This window comes from Paraburkholderia bryophila, assembly GCF_003269035.1.
In the GTDB taxonomy this organism is placed as follows: domain Bacteria; phylum Pseudomonadota; class Gammaproteobacteria; order Burkholderiales; family Burkholderiaceae; genus Paraburkholderia; species Paraburkholderia bryophila.
Genome location: NZ_QLTK01000007.1, coordinates 147,160 through 169,991 on the forward strand (window position 1 = coordinate 147,160; position 22,832 = coordinate 169,991).

The following is a 22,832-nucleotide window of genomic DNA, read 5'->3' on the forward strand; positions in this document are numbered from 1 at the left end:
TAAAAAGCGCGTAGGCTAATCGTAGTCCGATTGGCAATTTTCCTCGCCGGCAGATGAACTGAGTCGGAGCGCTCCGATGGCTCACCCGAATAACGACTTGCCGAGCATCGCAAGACGGCTTGCCGCGGGCCGAATGTTGCACGACGGCGTTCCACTCGCGCAGGTCGCGCAGGCTATGGGGATGAAGAACGCCACAGTAGAGAAGTACCAGCACCTGCTGGAAAAAGGAGGTCTTGACGCGCTGCGCGACGTCGGCGTGGGCGGCCGACCTTCATCTCTGGACGCTGAGGCTCGTGCGTGGCTAGCGGAAGCATTGCGCGGGTCTCCACGCGAATACGGCTTTGACTCCGACAACTGGACAAATTTGAGGCTGCGGGAATTGATAACTCGCCGCTTTGGCGTTTCGTATTCCCGCGTGTACGCGTGGCGCCTCGCGACAGACCTTGGCGTCTCATACCGTTTTGGCAGGTCCGCGTAGCCCCTGCATGCAGCGAACCGGCCGTGTTGCCGCCGACTTTGTCCTCTCCAAACGCCCCCTTTCCCCCTCCCGCAGACCTTGTTGTCTGCCGATATTCGCAAAAAAGGTGTTTGACAAACTATCTTTAGATATATATCTTACGATGCATCTTAAGACATAACGGAGCACCCAGATGCGTCATCACCATCGTTTTTCCCGTTCGCACAGCGCGGACGACACGATCCACACCGGCCATGAACGTGCGTCGCTGCATGCGCTGTGGCACGCGTTCGCCCGCCGGCATCCCGAGTATCGCGGCGAACGTGGCGAAGGGTTCGAACGCAGTCACGGCGAGCGCGGCGAATATCAACGCGACGACCGGGGCCGTGGGCGTCATCACGCGAGTCACGGCGACGGCCACAGTCACACCCACGGCCACCGCGGCCACGACCGCCTCTCACTCCATGCGCTGTGGCACGCCATCGGCGGCCACCATGAACATCGCGGCGGCCGGGGCGGCCGCTTCGGCGGAGGTGGCGGCAGCAGCTCCGGCGCAGGCGGTTTCGGCGGCGACGGCGACGGTTTCCCGCGTGGCCGCAAATTCAGCTCCGACGACCTGCAACTGCTGTTGATGTCCTTGATCGAAGCGCAGCCGAGCCACGGCTACGAACTGATCAAAGCGCTCGAAACACGCTCGAACGGTTTCTACACACCCAGCCCCGGCATGGTCTATCCGGCGCTCACGTATCTGGAAGAACTCGGCTACGTGACGGTACAACTGGAAGGCAATCGCAAACGCTACGAATTGTCGGACACGGGCCGCGACTATCTGGCCACCAACCGCGACCGCATCGACCTGATGCTCGCGAAGCTGAGCCATTTCGCCCGCAAGATGGATTCGGTGCGGCGCGCGTTTGCCGGCGAGGAACCGGCCGACATCAGCGAAGGCGGCTGGCTGCCCGAGTTGACCGAAGCGCGGCGCAAGCTGAAGAACCTGCTGGTGTTGCGCGGCAACGCGTCGGCGGACGAACAGCGCCGCGTCGCCGTGATTCTGATGCGCGCGGCGAGAGAGATCGAAAGCGACGCCAAGCCCGGCAGCGCAAGCAACGATCCGGGCGACGACTCAAGCGGCGAGCAACCCGCCTCCTGAGATCGCGCCGTCCGTCCCCGCAATACGTTTTCCCCCGCGAGCAAGCACCGCCCTGCGCATGTGCTCGCGTCGACCGACCAACCGCAACCGTGCTGCATCGACCCGAGCAAGCGCCAAAGCGCTAAAGCGCTGAAACACCAACTCGAATCGACACAACCATTTGCATGTGACCCGGCTCAGCGCCAAGCGCCAACCCGGGTCGACACAGGAGTAACCCTCTATGCTGACCAATGATCACCGAGCCGACCTGACAGTCCAGCGCGTGCGGCATCCATTGAAGTTCCGTCTGCTGCAGGTCAAGCAGGTGCATGCGCTGACCCCGCACCTGATCCGCGTGACCTTCACCGGCGACGATCTGCACGACTTCGTCTCCGCTTCGTTCGACGACCACATCAAGGTGTTTTTCCCCGAACCCGGCGCGGACCGGCCGGCGCTGCCGGAAGCCGGCCCCGACGGTCCGGTGTTCCCGGCCGGCCAGCCGCGTCCGACGGCGCGCGATTTCACGCCGCGAAGGTTCGACCGCGAAGCGCGCGAGCTCGACATCGAATTCGCGATGCACGAAGCGGGCCCCGCAGCCACCTGGGCGGCGCAAGCCAAAGTGGGCCAATATCTCGGCGTCGGCGGACCGCGCGGTTCGCTGGTGATTCCCACCGGCTTCGACTGGCATCTGCTGATCGGCGACGACACTGCCTTGCCCGCCATCGCTCGCCGCCTGGAAGAGTTGCCAGCCGGCACGCGTGCCGCCGCTGTCATCGAAGTGGCCGATCCGTCCGCGCGTATCGAGTTCAGCACCCGCGCCGAACTGCATCTGGTCTGGTGCTATCGCAACGAAACAGGCTATCGCGGCGAGCCGCTGCTGCAAGCGGTCCGCGAAATTTACCTGCCCGAAGACGGCGAAGGCTACGTGTGGGCCGCCGGCGAATCCGCGACGATGCGCGCGGTGCGCTATCACCTTTGCACCGAACGCGGCGTCGACAAATCGCGCATTCGCGCGGCCAGCTACTGGAAACAGGGCGCCGTCGCGGTTCACGAAAACCTCGATGACTAAGCCAACGCGCCGCGCGATAATTCGCGCGGCGCCCCGGCATCGAACGGCGCGCGTCGGACAACAACAACGACAACGAGGAATCAATCGATGTATTCAATCAGCAGTAAACACGAGCGCCATCTGCTATGGCTGCTCGCGCTGACGCAGTTCACCATCATCATGGACTTCATGGTGATGATGCCGCTCGGTCCGCAGATCATGCACACCTTCGCGATCACGCCGGCGGCATTCGCCACGGCCGTCTCCGCGTATTCGTGGTGTTCGGGTCTGTCGGGGCTGTTCGCGGCGACCTATATCGACCGCTTCGACCGGCGTCGCCTGCTGCTCACCGTGTATGCGCTGTTCGCGTTGTCGAACCTCGCCTGCGCGCTCGCCAGCAGCTTTCCGCTGCTGCTCGCGGCGCGGGCCTTCGCGGGCCTGACCGGCGGCGTACTGGGCTCGGTGATCATGGCGATCGTCAGCGACGTGATTCCGGTGAATCGCCGCGGCGCGGCAACCGGCACGATCATGACGGCCTTCTCGCTCGCCGCGATTGCCGGCGTGCCCGCCGGCGTGATGCTGGGGGCGCACTTCAGTTGGGCCGCGCCGTTCTTTCTGCTGGTGGTGTTGTCGCTGGTGGTCTGGGTGGTCGCCCGGAAACAGGTGCCGTCGCTGGCCGAGCATTTGAGCCGGCGTCCGCCGCCGCTCGCCGAAGTGCTGCCTGATCTGTGGCGGCTGCTGACCAACCCGCGTCATCTGAACGCATTCGCGCTGACCCTCGTCATGATGGTCTCGCACATGCTGGTGATTCCGTTCATTTCGCCGGTGCTGGTTGCCAATCACGGCGTGGCGCCCGAGCAATTGTCCTGGCTGTACATGGCCGGCGGCGCGGCGACGTTCTTCACCTCGCGCCGGGTGGGCCGACTCGCGGACCGTTACGGCACGCGGCGCGTGTTCCGCGTCATGGCGGTGCTGTCGTTCCTGCCCGTGCTGTTCGTCACGCATCTGCCGGATTTGCCGTTCTACGGGCTGGTGCTATTTTTCCCGTTCTTCATGGTTCTGCTGTCCGGGCGGATGGTGCCGATGCAGGCGCTGCTGACCACCGTTCCCGAGCCGGCGCGGCGCGGTGCGTTCCTCAGTGCGAACAGCGCGATTCAGGCGCTGAGCATGGGCTGCGGCGCGTGGTTCGGCGGCTTGATGTTGAGTAATTCGCCCACCGGGCGGATCGACGGATACGGCACCGTGGGCGTGGTCGCGGTAGCCATCGCGTCGATCGGTTTGTTCTGGGTGTCCCGCGTGCACGGCTCGAAACACAATGCGCCGCCGCCGAGCGCGTTGCCGGTCGATGCGATCGGAGAAAGTTGATCTGCCGGCCGCTCCGTGCTTCTGGTCCAAAGCATCCAGAGCGCGGAGCGGCTCGCTCATTCAGAAGAACCCACGAGACCCACGCACACCGTCAATCGGTTTTACCCGTCAACGCGCGCCGCGCGGCTTCCCCTTCGGCACGCGAGGCCGAGTAGAAAACCCACGCCCGGCCGATGATGATCTTCAGCATCGCGATCACCGGCACGGCGAGAAATATCCCCGCCACCCCGCCGAGCTGATCGCCGGCCAGCAGGCCGACGATCACCAGAAACGGGCTGACTTCCACGCCTTCGCTCATCAGATACGGATTGAGCACATAGTCCTGGAACAGCCGGTACAGCGCGATAAAAATCACCAGCCACAGCAGATGGGGATAGCCGCTGAACACCGCCACCACCAGCGTGATCGCTACCGCCCCTAGCGGCCCCGCGAACGGCACGAACTCCAGCAACCCCGCGCTGAACGCGAGCAGAAACGCGTAAGGCACGCCGAGCAGCGAGAACACGACGCCGTAGCAGATCAACGTGGCCAGCGACAAAAACAGCAACGCGCGCACGTACTTGGACAACAGCACGTTCAGATCCGTGACGATTTCCGCCCACAACACACGATGCCGGTCCGTCAGCAACGCGAGAAAAGCGTCGCGCATTTGCGGACCTTCCTTGATCAGCAGGAAGCTCAGAATCGGAATCAGCACGAGATAAATCAGGTTGCTGGCCGCGTGCACGACGCCAAGGCCGACGCTGCGCGCCATCGGCACCGCCTTGTCGGAACCGGTCTCGATCTGGCTGCGCACGAAATCCACGATGCGCTCGCGCAGCGGTTCGAGAAAATGCGGTAATGGAAGACGGTTGGGCACGTCGGACTTCATCAATTCGGGCAGTTGCGCGAACAGATGAGAGGCCTGATCCTGCAACTGCACGCCGAAGATCGAGCCGGCCACCGCGATCACCGCGACCACCACGACGAACACCAGCGCGATCGACGCCACGCGCGGCACACGCCGCGGCCGGATCCGTTCGACGAGATCGACCATCGGGTAAATCAGGTAGCTGAAGAAGACCGCGAACACGACCACCAGTACCGTGGACGAAGCGGTATAGATAACAAACAGCAACAACGCGATCAGAAACGCGGTCCAGACTTTTCTGGCCGTGGAAACGTCGAATCCCAGCATGAACCTTCCTCGAATAGACGATGAGATCCGGCGCCTCGAATGCGCCGGGAGCATCGGACCACCATCGGATCAATCAGGCACCGGCGGGGTTGAAACAGCGAAGCGTGCCGTGTGCCGCCGGTGCCGAACGTATCCGACGGCGCGGCACGCGAGAAGCGTCACAAGCGTCACATCAGCTTGCCCAGCAGAAAACCGACGCCGACCGCGATCAGCAGCGCGCCGATCGGATTGTTGCGAGCCGTTTCGGCAACATGCTCGACGCTGTCGCCGTATTTCGCCTGCGCTTTGCCGGCCAGTTGGCGGACTTTGCCTTCGGCCTGCAAATCCACGTCGCCGGTGAGGCCGCCGACAGCGTCCTGCACCTTGCCTGCGGCGTCTTTCACGGTTCCTTCGAGCTGGTTGGCATTCATCGTGTTTCTCCTTCAACAGGTTGAGCAAGCGGCCGGCGCCCGTGGGCGGCCGGCCGTGACGGCGTCATGCGCCATCGGTCCGATATCGGCCTAGCGCTTCACGCGATCGCGCACCGCGTCCGCGGCTTCGCCCACCTTCGATTGCACCTTGCCGGCGAGCTTTTCCGCCGCGCCTTCGGCTTGCGTCGTGCGGTTACCCGTGACCTTGCCGATCGCTTCCTTCACGGAGCCCTTGACCTGTTTTGCCGCACCTTCCACGCGATTCTTGTCCATGATGGTTTCCTTGAAAAAGGTTGAGTTGCCAAAACGTTGCCGACTCAGGATTTCATTGTCCCGGCTCGATGCACCGGCCGACAGCCGCGAATGCAGGTGATCGCATGGTGCATTTGAGCCTCTCCTTACGCGTCGCCGCCGCCTGCATCGCGCGACAATTCGCTCCGCTTCGGCCCGATCCATTTCACACCAGGCCGAACACCATCAGCACGGTTCATTCCCGGACCGTTTCTCCGGCAAAAAATGCTGAAACCCCACTCACGCCCCCTTCGCCCCCTTACGGCGCGGCGCACTCCCCGGCGCGAGCCCAAAGTGCCCGCGCGTCTGCGCCCACACAATAGCCTCGCCGCGACTGTGCACGTCGAGCTTCGCGTAGATCGTGGCGACATGGTTACGCACCGTGTTCGGCGCCAACCCCAATTCGCGTGCGATCTCCTTGTCCGCGAGACCGCCGCACAGGCAGGCGAACACGTCGCGCTCGCGGGCGGTCAGATCGGCGAGATGGCCGCCCGCGTCGGGCGCATTGGCGCGCCGCACGTTGACGAGCTTTTCAATCAAGGTCTGGCTGAACCACGAGGCGTCCTGCATGACGGTTTCGATCGCGGTCACCAGTTCCATTTCGGAGCGCTTGCGCTCGGTGATATCGAGCAAGGTCATCAACACGCAATCCTTGCCATGAATGCTGACCGCTTCCGCCGACACCAGACAGTTCAGCGTCTCGCCGCGGTGGCTCTTCACCAGAAATTCGACGTTACGCACACTGCCGGACTCGACCAGCGCCGCGCTGATCCGCGCGCAGGCGTCGTCGGTCCAAAGCGGGCTTTGATCGAGCGGCTTGCCGAGCAATTCCTCGGAGCCGAAGCCGGTGGTCACGGTGAATGCGTCGTTGATATCGAGCGTGGTGTAGTCGTCGGCGACGAATAACACGGTGGAAACCGGTGTCATCCTGAACGACTTCTCGAAACGTTCCTCGCTCTGACGCAGCGCGCTTTCCGCGCGTTTGCGCGGCTCCAGATCCATGAACGTGAACAGCATGCAGGCCTCTTCGCCGATATCGATCGGCTGGCCGGCCACCACCACGAACTTGGTGCCGCCTTCGGGCAGGCGCAGCAGCGCCTCCATCTGCGGAATGGTCGCGGCTTCGCTGAGGCGCTCGATCGCCAGGTCGCGCTTTTCGGCGCCTTCGAACACGTCGAGCTCGTACACCGAGCGGCCGATCACGTCCTCGCGTGCATAGCCGGTCATCTCCAGAAAACCGAGGTTGACCTTGATATAGCGCTGGTCGCTCAGCCGGCAGATCACGGCCGGCGCGGGATTCGCGTTGAAGGTCTTTTCGAAGCGCTTCTCGGCGCTCGCCCATTCGCTGGCGTCGTGCAGAATCAGCGCGAGACAGTCGGGCTCGCCGCGCGCGTTGGTCAGCACGAGGCTGCGCACGCGGTGCACCCAGTTCACTTCGTCGTCGTGCGCGGGAAAGACTTCGACCACCACGTCGCTGAAGCACTCGCCCGCGACCACGCGCTCGATCGGATAACTGCCTTGCGGCAACGGATGGTTATTGCGGTAGCGCAGCCTGAAGCGCTCGCGGTACTCGGTGACGTCGGCGCCCAGTTGCGCGATTTCGGCGATGCCGTGCATCTCCAGCGCGGCCTGATTGGCCCACACGATGGTCTGATCCGGCTCGACCAGAATCACGCCCTCGGTGAGCCCGGTGATGATCTGCTGCAGTTGCCGGCGATCGGTCTGCGAGCGCAGCACTTTGTCGTCGGGCGGCGGGGTGTCGTCCGAAGCGGACGAAGTGGGAGATTGCACCAGAGATGCCGGTGCAGCGGAAGTCGTGTCGGTCATTATGATTTAGCGCGCGAACCGTGCGCGATAGCCTGTCCAGACCGCAGAATCGCCGAAATCGCGGCATTTTGCCAATAGCCAATGCACCAGTTGGACTGATGCAAGTGCACCAGGTGCACGGTGACACAGGCCGATTGAGTGGGCGAACCGGCAAACTTCACGCTTTTGCGGATCCGCCGCGGGCAAATTTCGGGGGGAGCCGGTAGAAAGTACAAGTACGGCGCCATTGCGGCGCCGCCAGGCGGATTCAAGCGTCAACCCGCAGCGCTGACCGGCGCCGCGTTACACCTTGACAAATCGCGCTCGATTACGCCCCTAACGCAGCCAGCGGATGCGCCTCGCGCTTCCACGGCGAAGCCAGAAAATGCCGGACCCGCTCGGGCCGCACTTCGGCCAATGTGGCCGGCGCCCAGCGCGGTTTGCGATCTTTATCGATCAGTTGCGCCCGCACGCCTTCGCAGAAATCACCCTCGTCGATCACGCGTTTGACGATGCCCAATTCCATCCGGAAACACTCGGCGAGCGTCATCTGCCGGCCGCGCAACAGCGCCTCGCGCGTCACGTAGAGCATGGTGGGCGAATGGCCCGCGAGCGCGTCGTAGGTGGACTGCAGCCATTGTCTGACTTCACGCGGCGGCTCGCGCTCCAGATCGTGGCGCAACGTCGCGACCATGCGCTCGATGCTCGAGCGCCGATCGAAATGCCGCAGAATCAGTTGCGTGAACGGCCCCAGCGCCGCATGCGGAATGATGTTGCACGGCGGTTCGAACACGCCGCGCAACGCGGCGAGCAGATCGCCGTCGTGCGGCATGCGCTGCAGGCGTTCCTCGAAGGTGGCGAGCCATTCCGCCGGCACGCACAGATCGGCAAGCTGCAGGCGCAACGCATCCGCGCCGGACAGCGTCGCGCCGGTCAATCCGACATACAACGCCAGTTCGGGCGGCATCTCGCCCAGAAAGTGCGTCGCGCCGACATCCGGCAGGAAACCGATGCGCGTCTCCGGCATCGCGATCTTGCTGCGCTCGGTGACGATGCGCAGCCGCGCCGCCTGGCCGAGCCCCATGCCGCCGCCCATCGTCACGCCGTCGAGCAGCGCCACCACCGGCTTCGGAAACGTATGCAGCGCATGGTCGAGCCGGTATTCGTCGACGAAGAACGCGAGCCAGCGACTGTCGGCGTTCTTCGCCAGTTTTTGCACTTCGCGCACGTCGCCGCCCGCGCAGAAGCCCTTGGCACCCGCGCCCTTCAGCACGAGCGCGACGATGCCGTCGTCGCTGCGGCAATGTTCGACCAGCACCGCGAGTTCGCGCACCATCGCGTGCGACAGCGCATTGAGCGCCGCCGGCCGGTTCAGCGTGATGATCGCCACACGATTGACGACGCGAAACAGAATCTCGCGTTCCGCTTCGACTTGCGTGTCGAGGGCGGCGCTTTGCACGGCGCTCATCGCTTCGTCTCCTGCGTGGCGTGAGCGGCCTGGTCAGCCTGATCGTTCCGCCGCCCCTGCGCCACCGCCCAGCGCGGCGCGCGTTTTTCGAGGAACGCGTTGACGCCCTCGCGCTGATCCGCGCCGTCGAACAGGTCGACGAAGCGCTCGCGCTCCAGCGCCAGCGCCGCCGAGCGCGGCACGCCGTTGCGCCCCTGATGAATCAGCGTCTTGCTGAAGCCGACCGCTTGCGGGCTCAGGCCCGCGACCCGCGCCGCCATGCTCAGCGCGGCCTCGCGCGCGGCGCCCTTCTCCACGACTTCCTCGACCAGGCCGATACGCAACGCGGTCGCCGCGTCGACGCGTTCTCCGGTGAGGATCATGCGCTTGGCCCAGCCTTCGCCGACCAGCCACGGCAGCGTCTGCGTGCCGCAACCGCAGGGCAGCAAGCCGACCGCCGTCTCGGGCAAGGCCAGCAGCGCATGCTGTTCCGCGATGCGGATATCGCACGCCAACGCGCATTCGAGGCCGCCGCCCATCGCATAGCCGTTGATCGCGGCGATCACCACGGGCCGCGCGTTCTGCAAGGTTTCGAATGCCGCGCCGAAGCGCGTCGCCGCCGTGCGTGCGACTTCGCGATTGCCGTCTGCGAACGTGTTCAGATCGGCACCCGCGCTAAAAAACTTGGGGCCGTCGCCGGTAATCACGATGGCTCGCACGCGTGCCTCGACGTTCAGTCGCTCGACCGTCTGCTGCAATTGCAGCAAGCCCTCGGGCGTGAACGCATTCGCGGGCGACCGCTTCAGCGTCAGCAGCGCGACGGCGCCGTCGTGCGCGTAGTCGAGTTCGATCATCACGCGTCCCCGTCCTTGCTGTCCTTGCGATACAGCTTGATCACGGCGGAAAAGTCGAGACGCCCCGCACCTTTCGTGCTCATCGTTTGATAAAGCTGCTGCGCGAGCGCGCCGAGGTACACGGGTTGACGCGCGCTTCGGGCGGCGTCGGTGGCGAGGCCCAGGTCCTTGAGCATCAGGTCGGTGCCGAAGCCGCCCGTATAACCACGCGTGGACGGCGCGGTTTCGATCACGCCAGGCATCGGGTTATACGTGTCCGAACTCCAGCAGCGCCCCGTCGACGTATTGATGATGCCGCCCAGCACCTTGGCGTCGATACCGAGCGCCTCGCCGAGCGACATCGCCTCGGCCACGCCTGCCATCGTGATGCCGAGCACCAGGTTGTTGCAGATCTTCGCGACCTGGCCGGTGCCGGTGTCGCCGCAGTGCACGATGTTCTTGCCCATGGCCGACAGCACCGGCTTGACCTGCTCGAAAGCGCTGGCGCTCCCGCCCACCATGAAGGTCAGCGTACCGGCCGCCGCGCCGCCGGTGCCGCCCGACACGGGGGCATCGACGAATGCATTGCCGTGCTGCGCCGCGAGTTCGGCGAAGGCCTTCACGCTGACCGGATCGATTGTGCTCGAATCGATGATCGTCACGCCTTTGGCGATGCCCGCGAACACGCCGTCGGCCGCGGTGAGCACGCTGCGCACATGCGCGGCGGCCGGCAGCATCGTGATCACGCATTCCATGTCGGTCACCGCCGCCTGTGGCGACGCGGCGGCCTTCGCGCCGGCGTCGACCAGCGCCTGCACCGCCTGCGCGTTGAGGTCGAACACATTGACCGCGTGGCCGGCTTTCAGCAGGTTGTGCGCCATCGGCGCGCCCATGTTGCCGAGTCCGATGAAAGCTATTTTCATAATGTCGTCTCCGTGTGTTCGCGTGAACGTGATCGCTTGATCAGATAAGCGCTCAGCGCAGGCTGATGGTCGTGTTGACGCCGTCGTTGACGGTGTCGTCGTCGAACCAGCGGGCCGTGACGGTTTTGGTCTGCGTATAGAACTGCACGACCTGTTTACCGTATGGGCCGAGATCGCCGAGCTTCGAGCCGCGCGAACCGGTAAAGCTGAAGAACGGCACCGGCACCGGAATCGGAATGTTGATGCCGACCTGGCCGATGTCAATCTCGCTCTGGAACTTGCGCGCCGCCGCGCCGCTCTGCGTGAACAGGCCGACGCCGTTGCCGAACGGGTTGCGATTGACGAGCGCGATCGCGTCGTCGAGCGTGGCGGCGTTCAGAATCACCAGCACCGGTCCGAAGATTTCCTGCGTGTAGATCTGCATCTCGGTCGTGACGTCGGTGAACACCGTCGGGCCGATGAAATTGCCCTGCTCGTAGCCCGGCACTTTCACGTCGCGACCGTCGAGCGCGAGCGTGGCGCCTTCTTTCACGCCCGCTTCGATCAGGCCGAGAATGCGTTGCTTCGCCGCGCGCGAGACGACCGGGCCGACATCCGTATTCGGCTCGCTGCCCGCGTTGACCTTGAGCGTTTTCGCCTTCGCGACGATCTCCGGCACCCACTGCTGCGCCGCGCCCACCAGCACGACGACAGACGTCGCCATGCAACGCTGGCCGGCCGCGCCGAAGCCGGCGCCAGCCAGCGCGTTGAGGGTTTGCTCGCGATTCGCGTCGGGCAGCACCACGGCGTGGTTCTTCGCGCCCATCATCGACTGCACGCGCTTGCCGTGTTCGCTGCCGAGGCGATACACATGCGTGCCGACCGCCGTCGAGCCGACGAACGACACCGCCTTGATCAGTTCATGCGTGCACAACGCGTCGACGACATCCTTGCCGCCGTGCACGACGTTCAGCACGCCCTTCGGGATACCGGCTTGAAGCGCGAGCTCGACCAGTTGCATGGTCGACATCGGGTCCTGTTCGGAGGGCTTCAGCACGAAGGTATTGCCGCAGACGATCGCCATCGGGAACATCCACAGCGGGATCATGGCGGGGAAATTGAACGGCGTGATGCCGGCGCAGACGCCGAGCGGTTGCCGCAGCGTGTACGTGTCCACGCCGCCGGCAACGTTCTCCGCGAATTCGCCTTGCTGCAAGGTGCCAATCGAACAGGCGTGCTCGACCACTTCCAGACCGCGGAAGATATCGCCCTCGGCGTCCGGAATCGTCTTGCCCTGTTCGGCGCTCAAGGTCTTCGCGATGCGCGGCATGTTCTCGCGGATCAATGCCTGATACTTCAGCATGATGCGCATGCGGGCGCCGATCGGCGTGTCCTTCCACGTCTTGAACGCGGCGTGCGCGGCGCCGATCGCCTCGTTCACTTCGTCGGCGGTGGCGAACGGCACGCGCGCCAGCACTTCCTGCGTGGCCGGGTTGACGATATCGCGCCATTCGGTGGTCTTCGATTCGACGAATTCGCCGTTGATCAGCAACTTGACGGTGGCCACGTCGTGCGCCGCCTGGTTCGAAGCAATTGCGTTCATGCTGAAACTCCTGTGCAGTGGCCGCGCGGCGGCCGGGCAGTAACTGGGAATGAAAAGAATCAACGCAGGTCCGGGAAATCTTCTTCCCAGTACTCGTCCGGCAGGCGCGCGGGTTCGGCTTCGCGCTCCATTTCACGGCGCCGCAACTCGACGCGACGAATCTTGCCGGAGATGGTTTTCGGCAGATCGCTGAATTGCAGACGACGAATCCGCTTGTACGGGGCGAGCTTTTCGCGCGAAAACGCGAACACCGCGCGCGCGAGTTCCGGGCCGGCTTCGTAACCTTGACGCACGGTGACGAACGCCTTGGGCACGGACAGACGCAGCGCGTCGGCGCTTGGCACGACCGCCGCCTCGCCGATCGCTTCGTGTTCGATCAGCACGCTTTCGAGTTCGAATGGGCTCAGACGGTAGTCGGACGATTTGAAAACGTCGTCGGCGCGGCCGACATAGACGTAGTAACCGTCGTCGCGGCGCAAGGCGACGTCGGAGGTGCGGTAGAAACCGTTGCGCATGGCTTGCGCGGTGGCGTCGGGGTTATTGGCGTAGCCGGTCATCAGGCCGAGCGGTCGAGCGCCGTTGAGCGGCAGCGCGATTTCACCTTCGCTGACGGGTTGATCGTCGGCATCGACCAGTTCGATTCTGTAGCCGGGCAGCGGACGTCCCATCGATCCCGCCACCACCGGTTGTCCCGGCGAGTTGCCGATCTGGCAGGTCGTTTCGGTCTGGCCGAAGCCGTCGCGGATCGTAATGCCCCACGCGTGCTTCACACGTTCGATGATCTCCGGATTCAAGGGCTCGCCCGCACCGACGATCTCGCGCAGCTTGACCGGATAATCGGTCAAATGCTCCTGCACCAGCATGCGCCAGACCGTGGGCGGCGCGCATAGCGTGGTGACGTTGAAACGCACGAGCACGTTCAGCGTGTCTTTGGGCACGAAGCGCGGAAAGTTGAACACGAACACGCAGGCCTGCGCGTTCCACGGCGCGAAGAAGCAACTCCACGCGTGCTTGGCCCAACCAGGCGAGCTGATGTTCCAGTGAATGTCGTTCGGTTGCAGGCCGATCCAGTACATGGTCGACAGATGCCCGACCGGATAGCTCTGATGCGTATGTTCGACCAGCTTCGGCTTCGACGTCGTGCCCGATGTGAAGTACAACAGCAGCGGATCGGTGGCGAGCGTGACGCCCTGCGGTGTGAATTCCGGGGATGCCTCGTAGGCCGCGGCGAGATCGAGCCAGCCGTCGCGCGGTGCGCCGGCCGAGATACGCGTGAGCGGCACCTCGAGCGTGTCGAATTTGCTCAGCTCCGCGCTGTCGACCACCACGAATTTCGCGCCGCCGATCTGCACGCGGTCGCGCACGTCGTCGGCTGACAACTGGGTGGTGGCGGGCAGCACGATCGCGCCGAGCTTCATCGCGGCGAGCATCACGTCCCAGAGTTCGACGCGGTTCGGCAGCATCAGCAGCAGACGGTCGCCACGGCCCACGCCGACACTGCGCAGGTAATTCGCCACGCGCGAGGAGCGCTCCGACATCTGCGCGTACGACAAACGCAGGCCGTCGCTGGTCGGGTCATCCACAATCCACAGCGCCGGGTTGTGATTGTCGCGCGCGATCACGTCGAAGTAGTCCAGCGCCCAGTTGAACTCGCCCAACGCCGGCCACTTGAATTCGCGGTATGCTCGGTCGTAGTCGGTTCGGTGGCGCAGTAGGAAATCGCGCGCGTCGAAGAAACCTTTCGCTGCCGTCATCGTCGTCTCCTGTGTCGATCCGGGTTGGCGGTGGGCGCCGACTCGGGTCGCATGGGTGGCGCGCTATGCGCTCCGTTTTTTTGGCTTTGCTGCGTTGCTGCCTTGTTTCCTTGCCGCTTTGCAACCACGCACCGGCTTCTTCGCGCGGCGGCTCCGCAGCCAAACTATTTTGCGCTCAAACGCCGTCCGCCCGGCGTTTAAACATTGCGCGCGATGACCATACGCTGCACTTCGCTGGTTCCTTCGTAAATCTGTGTGATGCGGGCGTCGCGATAGTGACGCTCCACGGCATAGTCTTCCAGATAGCCATAGCCGCCGTGAATCTGGATCGCTTTCGAACAGATCTGCTCGGCCGCTTCCGACGCGAACAGTTTCGCCTGCGACGCCTCCGACAAACACGGCAGCCCTTCCGTGCGCAAGCGCGCCGCGTGATGCACCAGCAAGCGTGCGGCGTTCAGTTGCGTGGTCATATCGGCGAGCATGGAGGCGATGGCCTGATGGTCCTTGATCGCCTTGCCGAACTGCATGCGTTCGCTCGCGTAGCGACGCGCGGCGTCGAACGCGGCCCGCGCAATGCCGACTGCCTGCGCGGCAATGCCGATCCGCCCGCCTTCCAGATTCGACAGCGCGATGCGCAATCCCTCGCCCGGTTCGCCGAGCAGATTCTCTGCCGGCACCGCGCAATCGTCGAGCGAGATCGGGCAGGTGTCGGACGCGCGAATGCCGAGCTTGTGCTCCGGCTTGCCGACGTTGAAGCCGGGCGTATCGGTCGGCACGATGAAGGCCGACAAACCACGCTTGCCGAGCTCGGGATCGGTGACGGCGAACACGATCGCGATATCGGCGCGCGAGCCGTTGGTCACGAACTGCTTGCTGCCGTTGAGGATCCACTTGCCGTCCTGCAGCACGGCGCGGGTGCGCAGATTGTTCGCTTCCGAACCCGCTTGCGGCTCGGTCAGGCAGAACGCGCCAATCGTGCGGCCGGCCGCGAGATCGTGCAGATAGCGGTCTTTCTGCGCCTGGGTGCCGAATTTGAGAATCGGCCCACAGCCGACCGAGTTATGCACGCTCATCAACGTGGCGCACGACGCGCAGCCCGCCGCGATCTCTTCGATCGCCAGCGCGTAGGCCACGTAGTCGGTGTACGAGCCGCCCCATTCCGCCGGCACGATCATGCCAAGCAAGCCGAGCTCGCCCATCTGCGTGACGACCTCGGCGGGCAGTTGCGCTTCGCGGTCCCATTGCGCCGCATGCGGTGCGAGTTGTTCGGTGGCGAAGTCACGCGCGGCATCGCGGATCATTCGTTGGTCTTCGGTGTAGAAGCTGTCCATGGCGCTCGATCCTGTCTGGTCCGTCTGATCGCGGTGAAGGCCTGTCTCCGTGGCCGGCCGCGATCTCATGGAAGATAAGTGTAGGCAAGCCGCTGGACAGGTTCGATGCTCAGCCCGATCATTCTGGCTGAGCGTATTTACCATACTGATACTATGCAAGCCCGATTCGAGCCGCAAGTTCAAGGGCCTGGCGAATCGTCACGAGGAAAATGCTGAGCGCTTTTGCCAGCTTGAGCACAGTCAGATGAAAAACGACAAGGGCACGATTTCCGTCAGCATGGTCGGGGAAACCCTGGCGCTGGCGCGCGCGAGCGGCTTCGACGCGCGGCCGCTGGCCGAAGCGAACGGTATCGCGGCGGCACTGCTGGCTTCGCCGAAGAGCCGCGTGTCGGCGGCGCAATACGGCGCGCTGTGGGCCGGCATCGCGCGCGCTTTGGACGACGAGTTCTTCGGCCAGGATTCGCATCGCATGAAAAGCGGCAGCTTCATCGCGATGACGCAAACCGCGCTGACCGCGCGCAACGGCGCGCAGGCGCTGGCGCGGGCGGTCGGCTTCATGCGGCTGGTGCTGGACGATCTCGGCGCGCGCATCGAGACCGATGCGCAACGCGTGAGGCTGCGTTTCGTCGAGCGCGAGGGTGCCGCGCCGCCGGCCATGTTTGCATATGCGACGTGGTTCATTCTCGTTTATGGCCTGGTGTGCTGGTTGGTGGGACGGCGTATTCCGCTGTTCGAGGCGTGCTTTCGCTGCGCCGAACCGCCCGCCGCGCGCGAATACCGGCTGATTTTCTGCGACGAGATGCGCTTCGATCAGGCCGAGTCATACGTCGATCTGTCGCCGGCGTTTCTCGACCTGCCCGTCATTCAGACGACGAAATCGGTCAAGCCATTTCTGCGCGACGCGCCCGGCAGTTTTATCGTCAAGTACCGCAATCCCGGTTCGCTCGCGGCGCGCGTGCGCAAGATGCTGCGCGCGCTGCCCATGTCCGGCTGGCCCGCCGCCGACCGGATGGCCGAGCGGTTGAACGTGGCCGAAGCGACCATGCGGCGGCATCTGAAGCAGGAAGGCCACACGTATCAGTCGATCAAGGACGACCTGCGGCGCGACATCGCGATCGGCGAGTTGCAGGACACCGATCGCACGATCGCGGATATCGCGGCATCGGTGGGGTTTGCGGAACCGAGCGCGTTTCATCGCGCGTTCCGGAAGTGGACGGGGATGCGGCCGACGGATTACCGGCCGGCTGGGGGTGGTGGGCTTGGGGGTGGCGCGGCGATTTCACGCGGCGCGCGGAATCGGACTAAGCTGTAAGCAGCAGGCCTGCCTTACCAGAGGGTTCGGCCCGCGCCGCTCGCATCCTGTCGACGCGGCGCGGCAGCCGTCAGCGATGAGCACGTATCCGCGTCTCCCGTTCCGGCAGTCCGGCTCGCGCATGCCGCTTATCCGTGGCGGTGTCGTGAGCCGGTTGATGCGCGGCATGACCGCGCTCGGCGTGCTTTTGGCCATCGGATTCGCATCGTGCGAAACGGTGGCGCCGTTCGGGGCCGAAGCGGCGGTGGCGCCGGGCAGCGTGGTGGTGATTCCGGTGGATGGCGCGATCGGTCCAGCCAGCGCCGACTTTATCGTGCGCAGTCTGCAACGAGCCGCCGAGCAGCGCGCGCAACTCGCCGTGCTGCAACTGGATACGCCCGGCGGCCTCGACACGTCGATGCGGCAGATCATCAAGGCGATTCTCGCCTCGCCGGTGCCGGTCGCCACCTTCATCGCGCCGAGCGGTGCGCGGGCCGCGAGTGCCGGGACCTATATCGTCTATGCCAGCCATATCGCGGCGATGGCGCCGGGGACCAACCTCGGCGCGGCCACGCCGATTCAGATGGGCATGGGCGGTGCGGAGCCGCCCGCAGGCGGTGGCATGCCAGGATTGCCGGGTGCGGGTGCGGGTGCGGGTGCGGGTGCGGGTGCGGGTGCGGGTGCGGGTGCGGGTTCAACGAGTACCGGCGGCGCATCGAGCGCCTCCGCCGCTGCCAACGCTAGCGCCAACGCCCTCCCCCTCGACACCCAATCGACCGAACTCCGCAAGCAGGTTCACGACGCCGCCGCCTACATCCGCGGCCTCGCGCAAATGCGCGGGCGCAACGCCGACTGGGCCGAGCGCGCGGTACGCGAAGCCGTCAGCCTGTCGGCGGCGGAAGCCCTCGCGCAACACGTGGTCGATCTGAACGCGCGCGACCTCCCCGACCTGCTGCGCCAGCTCGACGGCCGCAAGATCACTACCCGCGGCGGCGACGTCACGCTCGACACCGCGCACGCCCCGATCGTCACACTCGAAGCCGACTGGCGCAGCCGCTTCCTCGCCGTCATCACCGATCCCAACGTGGCGCTGGTCCTGCTGATGATCGGCATGTACGGCCTGTTCTTCGAATTCGCCAACCCGGGTTTCGTGCTGCCGGGCGTGGTCGGCGCGATCAGTCTGCTGATCGGCCTGTTCGCGATGCAGATGCTGCCGGTCAATTACGTCGGCCTCGGTCTGATCTTTCTCGGCATCGCGTTTCTGATCGGCGAGGCGTTCCTGCCGACCTTCGGCTCGCTCGGTTTCGGTGGCGTGGTCGCGTTTGTGATCGGCGCGTTGATGCTGATCGATACCGACGTGCCCGGTTACGGCATCCCGCTACCGATGATCGCCGCCGTCGTCGTGTTCAGCGTGCTGTTCGTGCTCGGGGTGTCGCGGCTCGCGTTGCGTGCAAGGCGGCGGCCGGTGGTGACGGGCGCGGAAGCGTTGATCGGCAGTATCGGCGTGGTGCTCGACGGCGGTTTGCTGCCTGAAAACCCCACTGAAAACCCAGCCGAAAACCCGGCTGATTACGCTGCCGGAAGCGCAGGTGGCAACGCAACCGCAAGCCCCACGAGGAGCGCGGTCAGCGCCGCCAACCGCACCGCCACCGTCCCCGAAATAACCCCCGCCGACGCCCCGCTCGGCGGCTGGGCGCAGGTGCATGGCGAACGCTGGCGGGTGTCCAGCGCGGCCCCGGTCGCGGCGGGCCACACCGTGCGGGTCATCGCGCGGCGCGGCCTGACGCTCACCGTGGTGCCGGCGGAAGGGCGACCACAAGGAGAACGCTCATGATCGGTTTCACATTCGGCTTCACCAGCATTCTGATTCTGCTCGTGGCCGCGCTGATCGCTTCATCGATACGGATTTTTCGCGAGTACGAACGCGGCGTCGTGTTCATGCTCGGGCGCTTCTGGAAGGTCAAGGGGCCGGGCCTCGTGCTGATCATTCCGATCGTGCAGCAGGCGGTGCGCATGGATCTACGCACCGTTGTCTTCGACGTGCCGCCGCAGGACGTGATTACGCGCGACAACGTCTCGGTGAAGGTCAACGCGGTGGTGTATTTCCGTGTCGTCGATCCGGAGAAGGCGGTGATTCAGGTGGCGCGTTACTTCGAAGCCACCAGCCAGTTGTCGCAAACCACGCTGCGCGCGGTGCTCGGCAAACATGAACTCGACGAACTGCTGGCCGATCGCGAGCAGCTCAACGCCGACATCCAGAAAGTGCTCGACGCGCAAACCGACGCGTGGGGCATCAAGGTGTCGATCGTCGAAATCAAGCACGTGGATATCAACGAAACGATGATTCGCGCGATCGCCCGCCAGGCCGAAGCGGAGCGCGAGCGGCGCGCCAAGGTGATTCACGCGGAAGGCGAATTGCAGGCCTCGCAGCATCTGCTGGAAGCAGCGCAGACGCTGGCGCGGCAACCGCAGGCCATGCAACTGCGTTATCTGCAAACCCTCACCACGATTGCCGCCGACAAGAATTCGACGATTGTGTTTCCGCTGCCGATCGATCTGTTGAGCGCGGTGCTGGATCGTTTCGTTAAGCCGTCGGCGCCATGAAATCCCAATTGCGCCACGAAGTGAAATGGTGCATTGCCTTCAACCGCCTTACTCGACAGAGACGCCAAAACTAGAATACGGGGATTGTTTTTAACCGCTCCCTGGGAGCTCGTCATGAGAATTGCATCTCTGGTTGGACTCGGCGCGTTGTTGACCGCCGTGAGTATGAGCAACGCGTTCGCGCAGACGTCGGTTCGCGCCAATGACCCATCGGCGCCGAAAACGCGCGCCGAGGTCCGGGCCGATCTCGCCGATTGGCGCGCCGCCGGCTACGATCCGCTCGACTGGATCGACTATCCGGACAACGCGCAGCGCGCGGGGCGCATCGTCGCGGCACGGCGCGCGCAAGTGGCCGGCGGGACGATGACGCAATAAGCGGCGCTGCCGCCGTCACGCGGCATGCTGGGCCGCCCGCGACTGCAACGGTCGTGGGCGCAGTGGGTCGGGTGTGTCTTTTCTGTCCGGCTGTTCAGCTTGTGTACGTCTGCGCTCCACGGTCCCGCCTTCCACACGCCCCACCACGTCGTCAATCCGCTTGCCGCGCCGCCGAGCTTGCTGGCAAGGTATCATCTCGCCCCTTCGATACACCCCGCAGTGGGAATCCACACGATGCCAATCTGGGTTGACGCCGACGCCTGTCCGGTCGTGATCAAGGAAATGCTGTACCGCGCCGCGCGCCGCACCGGCATGACGCTGACGCTGGTCGCCAATGCGTTTCTGCGCGTGCCGCCCTCGCCGCTGATCCGCGCGATCCAGGTGCCGGCCGGTTTCGACGCCGCCGACAATCTGATCGCCGAACGCGTCGCGGCGGACGATCTCGTGATCACCGCCGACATTCCGCTCGCGGCTGCCGTGCTGGCCAAACAGGCGCAAGCGCTCGACCCGCGCGGCGAGTGGTACACCCCCGGCACGATCGAGGAACGGCTGCGCATGCGTTCGATGCTGGACCAGTTACGCGGCAGCGGCGTCGACACCGGCGGGCCAGCCGCCTTCAGCCCGCGCGACAGCAAGAGCTTCGCGAGCGAGCTGGATCGCTGGCTGGCACGGCAACCCAGGCCCGCCGCGCCAGTTGATGCGCCGACGCCACAGTCGCCCGACGAATCGTCCACCGCCTAGGCATTTGCGCATGAGTTCAAGCCACGACATGCCGTGCCGCCATCAATCGTGATTACAATCCGGCCGTAGTGCTGCCGTGCACCCGTGGCACAGACGCAAAACCACGCGGACCTGATAACGCCAGCGCGCATCGCCCGATTTTCCGCCTCACCGCCTCACCCACAAGAAACGCCTTCTGAACGACGAGAGACCCGCCTCATGGACGCCATAAACCGCTACTTCGGCTTCGACGCCGCCGGCACCAACCTGCGCACCGAAGTGCTCGCAGGCCTCACCACCTTCCTGACGATGGCTTACATCATCTTCGTCAACCCGGCGATTCTCGGCGACGCCGGCATGCCGAAAGACGCGGTGTTCGTCGCGACCTGCATCGTGGCCGCGCTGGCTTCGCTGATCATGGGTCTGTATGCGAATTACCCGATCGCGCTCGCGCCCGGCATGGGCCTGAACGCGTACTTCGCGTACACGGTCGTCAAGGGCATGGGCTTCACGTGGCAGGCCGCCCTCGGCGCGGTGTTCATCTCCGGCTGCCTGTTCATGGTCGTCACGCTGTTCAGGGTGCGCGAGGTGATCGTCAACGGCATTCCGCACTCCATCCGGATTGCGATCACCGGTGGCATCGGCCTCTTTCTCGCGATCATTTCGCTGAAGACGGCCGGCGTGGTGGTCGGCAATCCGGCCACACTCGTCACGCTCGGCGACCTGCACAATCCGCACGTGATTCTCGCGGTGATCGGCTTCTTCGCGATCGTCACGCTCGATTATCTGCGGGTGCGCGGCGCGATTCTGATCGGCATCGTGGGCGTTACCGTGCTGAGCTTTTTCTTCGGCGGCAATCAGTTTCACGGCATCGTGTCCGCGCCGCCGTCCATCACGCCGACGCTGTTCCAGCTCGACATTCGCGGCGCGCTGTCCACCGGCGTGCTGAACGTGATCCTTGTGTTCTTCCTCGTCGAACTGTTCGACGCGACCGGCACGCTGATGGGCGTGGCCAATCGCGCGGGGCTGCTGGTGGAAGGCAAGATGCATCGACTGAACCGCGCGCTGCTCGCCGATAGCACGGCGATTCTGGCGGGCTCGATGCTGGGTACGTCGTCGACCACCGCGTATATCGAAAGCGCGTCGGGCGTGCAGGCGGGTGGCCGCACCGGCGTGACCGCGATCACCGTCGCCGTGCTGTTCCTGGCCGCCTTGTTCTTCGCGCCGCTGGCGGGCGTCGTGCCCGGCTACGCGACGGCGCCGGCGCTGTTGTACGTATCGTGTCTGATGCTGCGCGAAATGCTCGATCTGCCGTGGGACGACGCGACCGAAGTCGTGCCGGCCGCGCTGACCGCGCTGCTGATGCCGTTCACCTATTCGATCGCCAATGGCGTTGCGTTCGGCTTCATTTCGTACGCGGGATTGAAACTGCTGACGGGTCAGGCGCGCAAGGTGAAACTGGTGGTGTGGATCATCGCCGCGATCTTCCTGTTCCGGTATTTTTATCTCGGCAGCGAATAATTGCGACGCATGATCTGAAGATTTGAAAATTCGGCTGCCGCGCCATGCGGCAACGACACGAGTCGATGCGGCGCAAAGCTGCGCGCTCAAGCAGGCTCAAGCAAGCTCAAGCACGATTGGGCTCAAATACGCGGGACGCCGGTTGGCGCGGTAGCTCACCCGCCACGCTTCCGGCAGTCAGACCATGGGCGCCTTAGTTGCGCCAGTTCGCTTCGTAGAAGCGCACATAGCCGCTGCGCAACACCAGGCACTGCGCGCGCGTTTCCGACAGCAAACGCCGCGTAGCCGCTTCGATCCGGGTGCGATGCGCGTCGAACGCGCCGACCATGTCTTCCAGTCGCGGCGATGCCGCGCCGTAGTGATCTTCCAGCGCTTCCGCGGTGATCATGCATTCCACCCTTTGCCCGTCGACCATCGCCGGGAACGCCAGGGTAAGTTCGCGACCTGAATATTCAGGAGATTCGTTCGGGAATAGGATCTGCATGGGAGTTCACCTGGAAGGTTGGGCGCCGCGCATGGTGCCGCCGGGTTATGCGCACGCTGGTTACGTCCGATCGCGCCTGGCCGTTGCCTCCTCCCTGATCGATGACCGGCGACGCGGGCTATTCACCCCATGGCGACGGCCGCGCAGTTCGCGGCCCGCGGAGGTGATTTGATTCACTCTAGACGAGTTCTGGCGCGGCGCAAGTTTTCCTTTTCGTTTGCTTGATTTTGGTGCCTGGTGCGGTTTTTTTCCGGGCGTGCTTCGGGTCTGATCGCGATTTTTTC

20 protein-coding genes and 1 pseudogene are annotated in these 22,832 nt (G+C 64.6%); 10 read left to right on the plus strand and 11 right to left on the minus strand.

The features are described 5' to 3' along the window. Positions 1-76: 76 nt before the first annotated feature. From BX591_RS14225 to BX591_RS14240, 4 genes are all read left to right on the plus strand, one after another. Positions 77-478: a helix-turn-helix domain-containing protein gene (locus BX591_RS14225; protein ID WP_111932074.1), complete on the plus strand. Its 402-nt coding sequence runs from the start codon at positions 77-79 to the stop codon at positions 476-478. Between the two features lie 172 nt (positions 479-650). Beyond that, positions 651-1,607, plus strand: coding sequence for a PadR family transcriptional regulator (locus BX591_RS14230; protein ID WP_244146966.1), 957 nt, complete (start codon positions 651-653; stop codon positions 1,605-1,607). A 220-nt stretch (positions 1,608-1,827) separates the two neighbouring features. Beyond that, positions 1,828-2,655 carry a siderophore-interacting protein gene (locus BX591_RS14235; protein ID WP_111932075.1) on the plus strand — a complete coding sequence of 276 codons (828 nt, stop codon included), beginning with the start codon at positions 1,828-1,830 and terminating at the stop codon, positions 2,653-2,655. Between the two features lie 87 nt (positions 2,656-2,742). Next, positions 2,743-3,999, plus strand: a complete 1,257-nt coding sequence (locus BX591_RS14240; RefSeq protein WP_111932076.1) for an MFS transporter — start codon at positions 2,743-2,745, stop codon at positions 3,997-3,999. A 91-nt stretch (positions 4,000-4,090) separates the two neighbouring features. Here the strand turns inward: BX591_RS14240 and BX591_RS14245 are convergent, their stop codons facing one another. From BX591_RS14245 to BX591_RS14290, 10 genes are all read right to left on the minus strand, one after another. After that, a complete protein-coding gene (locus BX591_RS14245; RefSeq protein WP_111932077.1) occupies positions 4,091-5,176 on the minus strand; it encodes an AI-2E family transporter in 1,086 nt (361 codons plus the stop codon). 167 nt (positions 5,177-5,343) lie between these two features. Next, positions 5,344-5,586: a CsbD family protein gene (locus tag BX591_RS14250; RefSeq protein WP_111932078.1), complete on the minus strand. Its 243-nt coding sequence runs from the start codon at positions 5,584-5,586 to the stop codon at positions 5,344-5,346. A gap of 90 nt (positions 5,587-5,676) precedes the next feature. Then, on the minus strand, positions 5,677-5,859 hold the full coding sequence (locus tag BX591_RS14255; RefSeq protein WP_035557932.1) for a CsbD family protein: 183 nt from the start codon (positions 5,857-5,859) through the stop codon (positions 5,677-5,679). Between the two features lie 258 nt (positions 5,860-6,117). After that, complete coding sequence (locus tag BX591_RS14260; protein ID WP_244146967.1) at positions 6,118-7,668, minus strand: helix-turn-helix transcriptional regulator; 1,551 nt, start codon at positions 7,666-7,668, stop codon at positions 6,118-6,120. A gap of 343 nt (positions 7,669-8,011) precedes the next feature. Next, on the minus strand, positions 8,012-9,151 hold the full coding sequence (locus tag BX591_RS14265; RefSeq protein ID WP_111932080.1) for an enoyl-CoA hydratase/isomerase family protein: 1,140 nt from the start codon (positions 9,149-9,151) through the stop codon (positions 8,012-8,014). Next, the gene (locus BX591_RS14270) at positions 9,148-9,984 is read right to left on the minus strand and encodes an enoyl-CoA hydratase (protein WP_111932081.1); all 837 of its coding nucleotides are present in this window, start codon (positions 9,982-9,984) and stop codon (positions 9,148-9,150) included. The genes BX591_RS14265 and BX591_RS14270 overlap by 4 nt, the downstream gene beginning before the upstream one ends. Then, positions 9,984-10,886 (minus strand): 3-hydroxyisobutyrate dehydrogenase, encoded by a 903-nt coding sequence (gene mmsB / locus BX591_RS14275; protein ID WP_111932082.1) that lies wholly within the window; start codon positions 10,884-10,886, stop codon positions 9,984-9,986. Before mmsB ends, BX591_RS14270 begins: the two co-directional genes overlap by 1 nt. A gap of 52 nt (positions 10,887-10,938) precedes the next feature. Beyond that, positions 10,939-12,468 carry a CoA-acylating methylmalonate-semialdehyde dehydrogenase gene (locus BX591_RS14280; RefSeq protein WP_111932083.1) on the minus strand — a complete coding sequence of 510 codons (1,530 nt, stop codon included), beginning with the start codon at positions 12,466-12,468 and terminating at the stop codon, positions 10,939-10,941. Between the two features lie 59 nt (positions 12,469-12,527). Next, the gene (locus tag BX591_RS14285) at positions 12,528-14,222 is read right to left on the minus strand and encodes an AMP-binding protein (protein ID WP_111932084.1); all 1,695 of its coding nucleotides are present in this window, start codon (positions 14,220-14,222) and stop codon (positions 12,528-12,530) included. Positions 14,223-14,419: 197 nt separating this feature from the next. Further along, positions 14,420-15,553 (minus strand): acyl-CoA dehydrogenase family protein, encoded by a 1,134-nt coding sequence (locus tag BX591_RS14290; RefSeq protein WP_111932085.1) that lies wholly within the window; start codon positions 15,551-15,553, stop codon positions 14,420-14,422. A 244-nt stretch (positions 15,554-15,797) separates the two neighbouring features. On the opposite strand from BX591_RS14290, the pseudogene BX591_RS14295 reads away from it, so the two are divergent. From BX591_RS14295 to BX591_RS14320, 6 genes and pseudogenes are all read left to right on the plus strand, one after another. Further along, positions 15,798-16,858, plus strand: a pseudogene (locus BX591_RS14295) (AraC family transcriptional regulator). 83 nt (positions 16,859-16,941) lie between these two features. Then, a complete protein-coding gene (locus tag BX591_RS14300) occupies positions 16,942-18,678 on the plus strand; it encodes an NfeD family protein (RefSeq protein ID WP_111932087.1) in 1,737 nt (578 codons plus the stop codon). After that, positions 18,675-19,448, plus strand: coding sequence for a slipin family protein (locus tag BX591_RS14305; protein ID WP_111932088.1), 774 nt, complete (start codon positions 18,675-18,677; stop codon positions 19,446-19,448). Before BX591_RS14300 ends, BX591_RS14305 begins: the two co-directional genes overlap by 4 nt. Positions 19,449-19,562: 114 nt before the next feature. Continuing rightward, positions 19,563-19,823 (plus strand): DUF4148 domain-containing protein, encoded by a 261-nt coding sequence (locus BX591_RS14310; RefSeq protein ID WP_111932089.1) that lies wholly within the window; start codon positions 19,563-19,565, stop codon positions 19,821-19,823. Between the two features lie 234 nt (positions 19,824-20,057). Next, positions 20,058-20,564: a YaiI/YqxD family protein gene (locus tag BX591_RS14315; protein ID WP_111932090.1), complete on the plus strand. Its 507-nt coding sequence runs from the start codon at positions 20,058-20,060 to the stop codon at positions 20,562-20,564. Between the two features lie 198 nt (positions 20,565-20,762). After that, complete coding sequence (locus tag BX591_RS14320) at positions 20,763-22,064, plus strand: NCS2 family permease (protein WP_111932091.1); 1,302 nt, start codon at positions 20,763-20,765, stop codon at positions 22,062-22,064. 193 nt (positions 22,065-22,257) lie between these two features. On the opposite strand, the gene BX591_RS14325 is transcribed toward BX591_RS14320, so the two are convergent. Then, positions 22,258-22,548 carry a DUF1488 family protein gene (locus tag BX591_RS14325; protein WP_111932092.1) on the minus strand — a complete coding sequence of 97 codons (291 nt, stop codon included), beginning with the start codon at positions 22,546-22,548 and terminating at the stop codon, positions 22,258-22,260. Positions 22,549-22,832 lie beyond the last annotated feature (284 nt).

Bases quoted from the DNA above. Each gene is read 5' to 3' on its own strand.
- BX591_RS14280 (WP_111932083.1), bottom strand. From the start codon at position 12,468: ATGAACGCAATTGCTTCGAACCAGGCGGCGCACGACGTGGCCACCGTC.
- BX591_RS14270 (WP_111932081.1), bottom strand. From the start codon at position 9,984: ATGATCGAACTCGACTACGCGCACGACGGCGCCGTCGCGCTGCTGACG.
- BX591_RS14300 (WP_111932087.1), top strand. From the start codon at position 16,942: ATGAGCACGTATCCGCGTCTCCCGTTCCGGCAGTCCGGCTCGCGCATG.
- BX591_RS14320 (WP_111932091.1), top strand. From the start codon at position 20,763: ATGGACGCCATAAACCGCTACTTCGGCTTCGACGCCGCCGGCACCAAC.
- BX591_RS14290 (WP_111932085.1), bottom strand. From the start codon at position 15,553: ATGGACAGCTTCTACACCGAAGACCAACGAATGATCCGCGATGCCGCG.
- BX591_RS14265 (WP_111932080.1), bottom strand. From the start codon at position 9,151: ATGAGCGCCGTGCAAAGCGCCGCCCTCGACACGCAAGTCGAAGCGGAA.
- BX591_RS14325 (WP_111932092.1), bottom strand. From the start codon at position 22,548: ATGCAGATCCTATTCCCGAACGAATCTCCTGAATATTCAGGTCGCGAA.
- BX591_RS14240 (WP_111932076.1), top strand. From the start codon at position 2,743: ATGTATTCAATCAGCAGTAAACACGAGCGCCATCTGCTATGGCTGCTC.
- BX591_RS14285 (WP_111932084.1), bottom strand. From the start codon at position 14,222: ATGACGGCAGCGAAAGGTTTCTTCGACGCGCGCGATTTCCTACTGCGC.
- BX591_RS14230 (WP_244146966.1), top strand. From the start codon at position 651: ATGCGTCATCACCATCGTTTTTCCCGTTCGCACAGCGCGGACGACACG.
- BX591_RS14235 (WP_111932075.1), top strand. From the start codon at position 1,828: ATGCTGACCAATGATCACCGAGCCGACCTGACAGTCCAGCGCGTGCGG.
- BX591_RS14250 (WP_111932078.1), bottom strand. From the start codon at position 5,586: ATGAATGCCAACCAGCTCGAAGGAACCGTGAAAGACGCCGCAGGCAAG.
- mmsB (WP_111932082.1), bottom strand. From the start codon at position 10,886: ATGAAAATAGCTTTCATCGGACTCGGCAACATGGGCGCGCCGATGGCG.
- BX591_RS14315 (WP_111932090.1), top strand. From the start codon at position 20,058: ATGCCAATCTGGGTTGACGCCGACGCCTGTCCGGTCGTGATCAAGGAA.
- BX591_RS14310 (WP_111932089.1), top strand. From the start codon at position 19,563: ATGAGAATTGCATCTCTGGTTGGACTCGGCGCGTTGTTGACCGCCGTG.
- BX591_RS14255 (WP_035557932.1), bottom strand. From the start codon at position 5,859: ATGGACAAGAATCGCGTGGAAGGTGCGGCAAAACAGGTCAAGGGCTCC.
- BX591_RS14305 (WP_111932088.1), top strand. From the start codon at position 18,675: ATGATCGGTTTCACATTCGGCTTCACCAGCATTCTGATTCTGCTCGTG.
- BX591_RS14225 (WP_111932074.1), top strand. From the start codon at position 77: ATGGCTCACCCGAATAACGACTTGCCGAGCATCGCAAGACGGCTTGCC.
- BX591_RS14245 (WP_111932077.1), bottom strand. From the start codon at position 5,176: ATGCTGGGATTCGACGTTTCCACGGCCAGAAAAGTCTGGACCGCGTTT.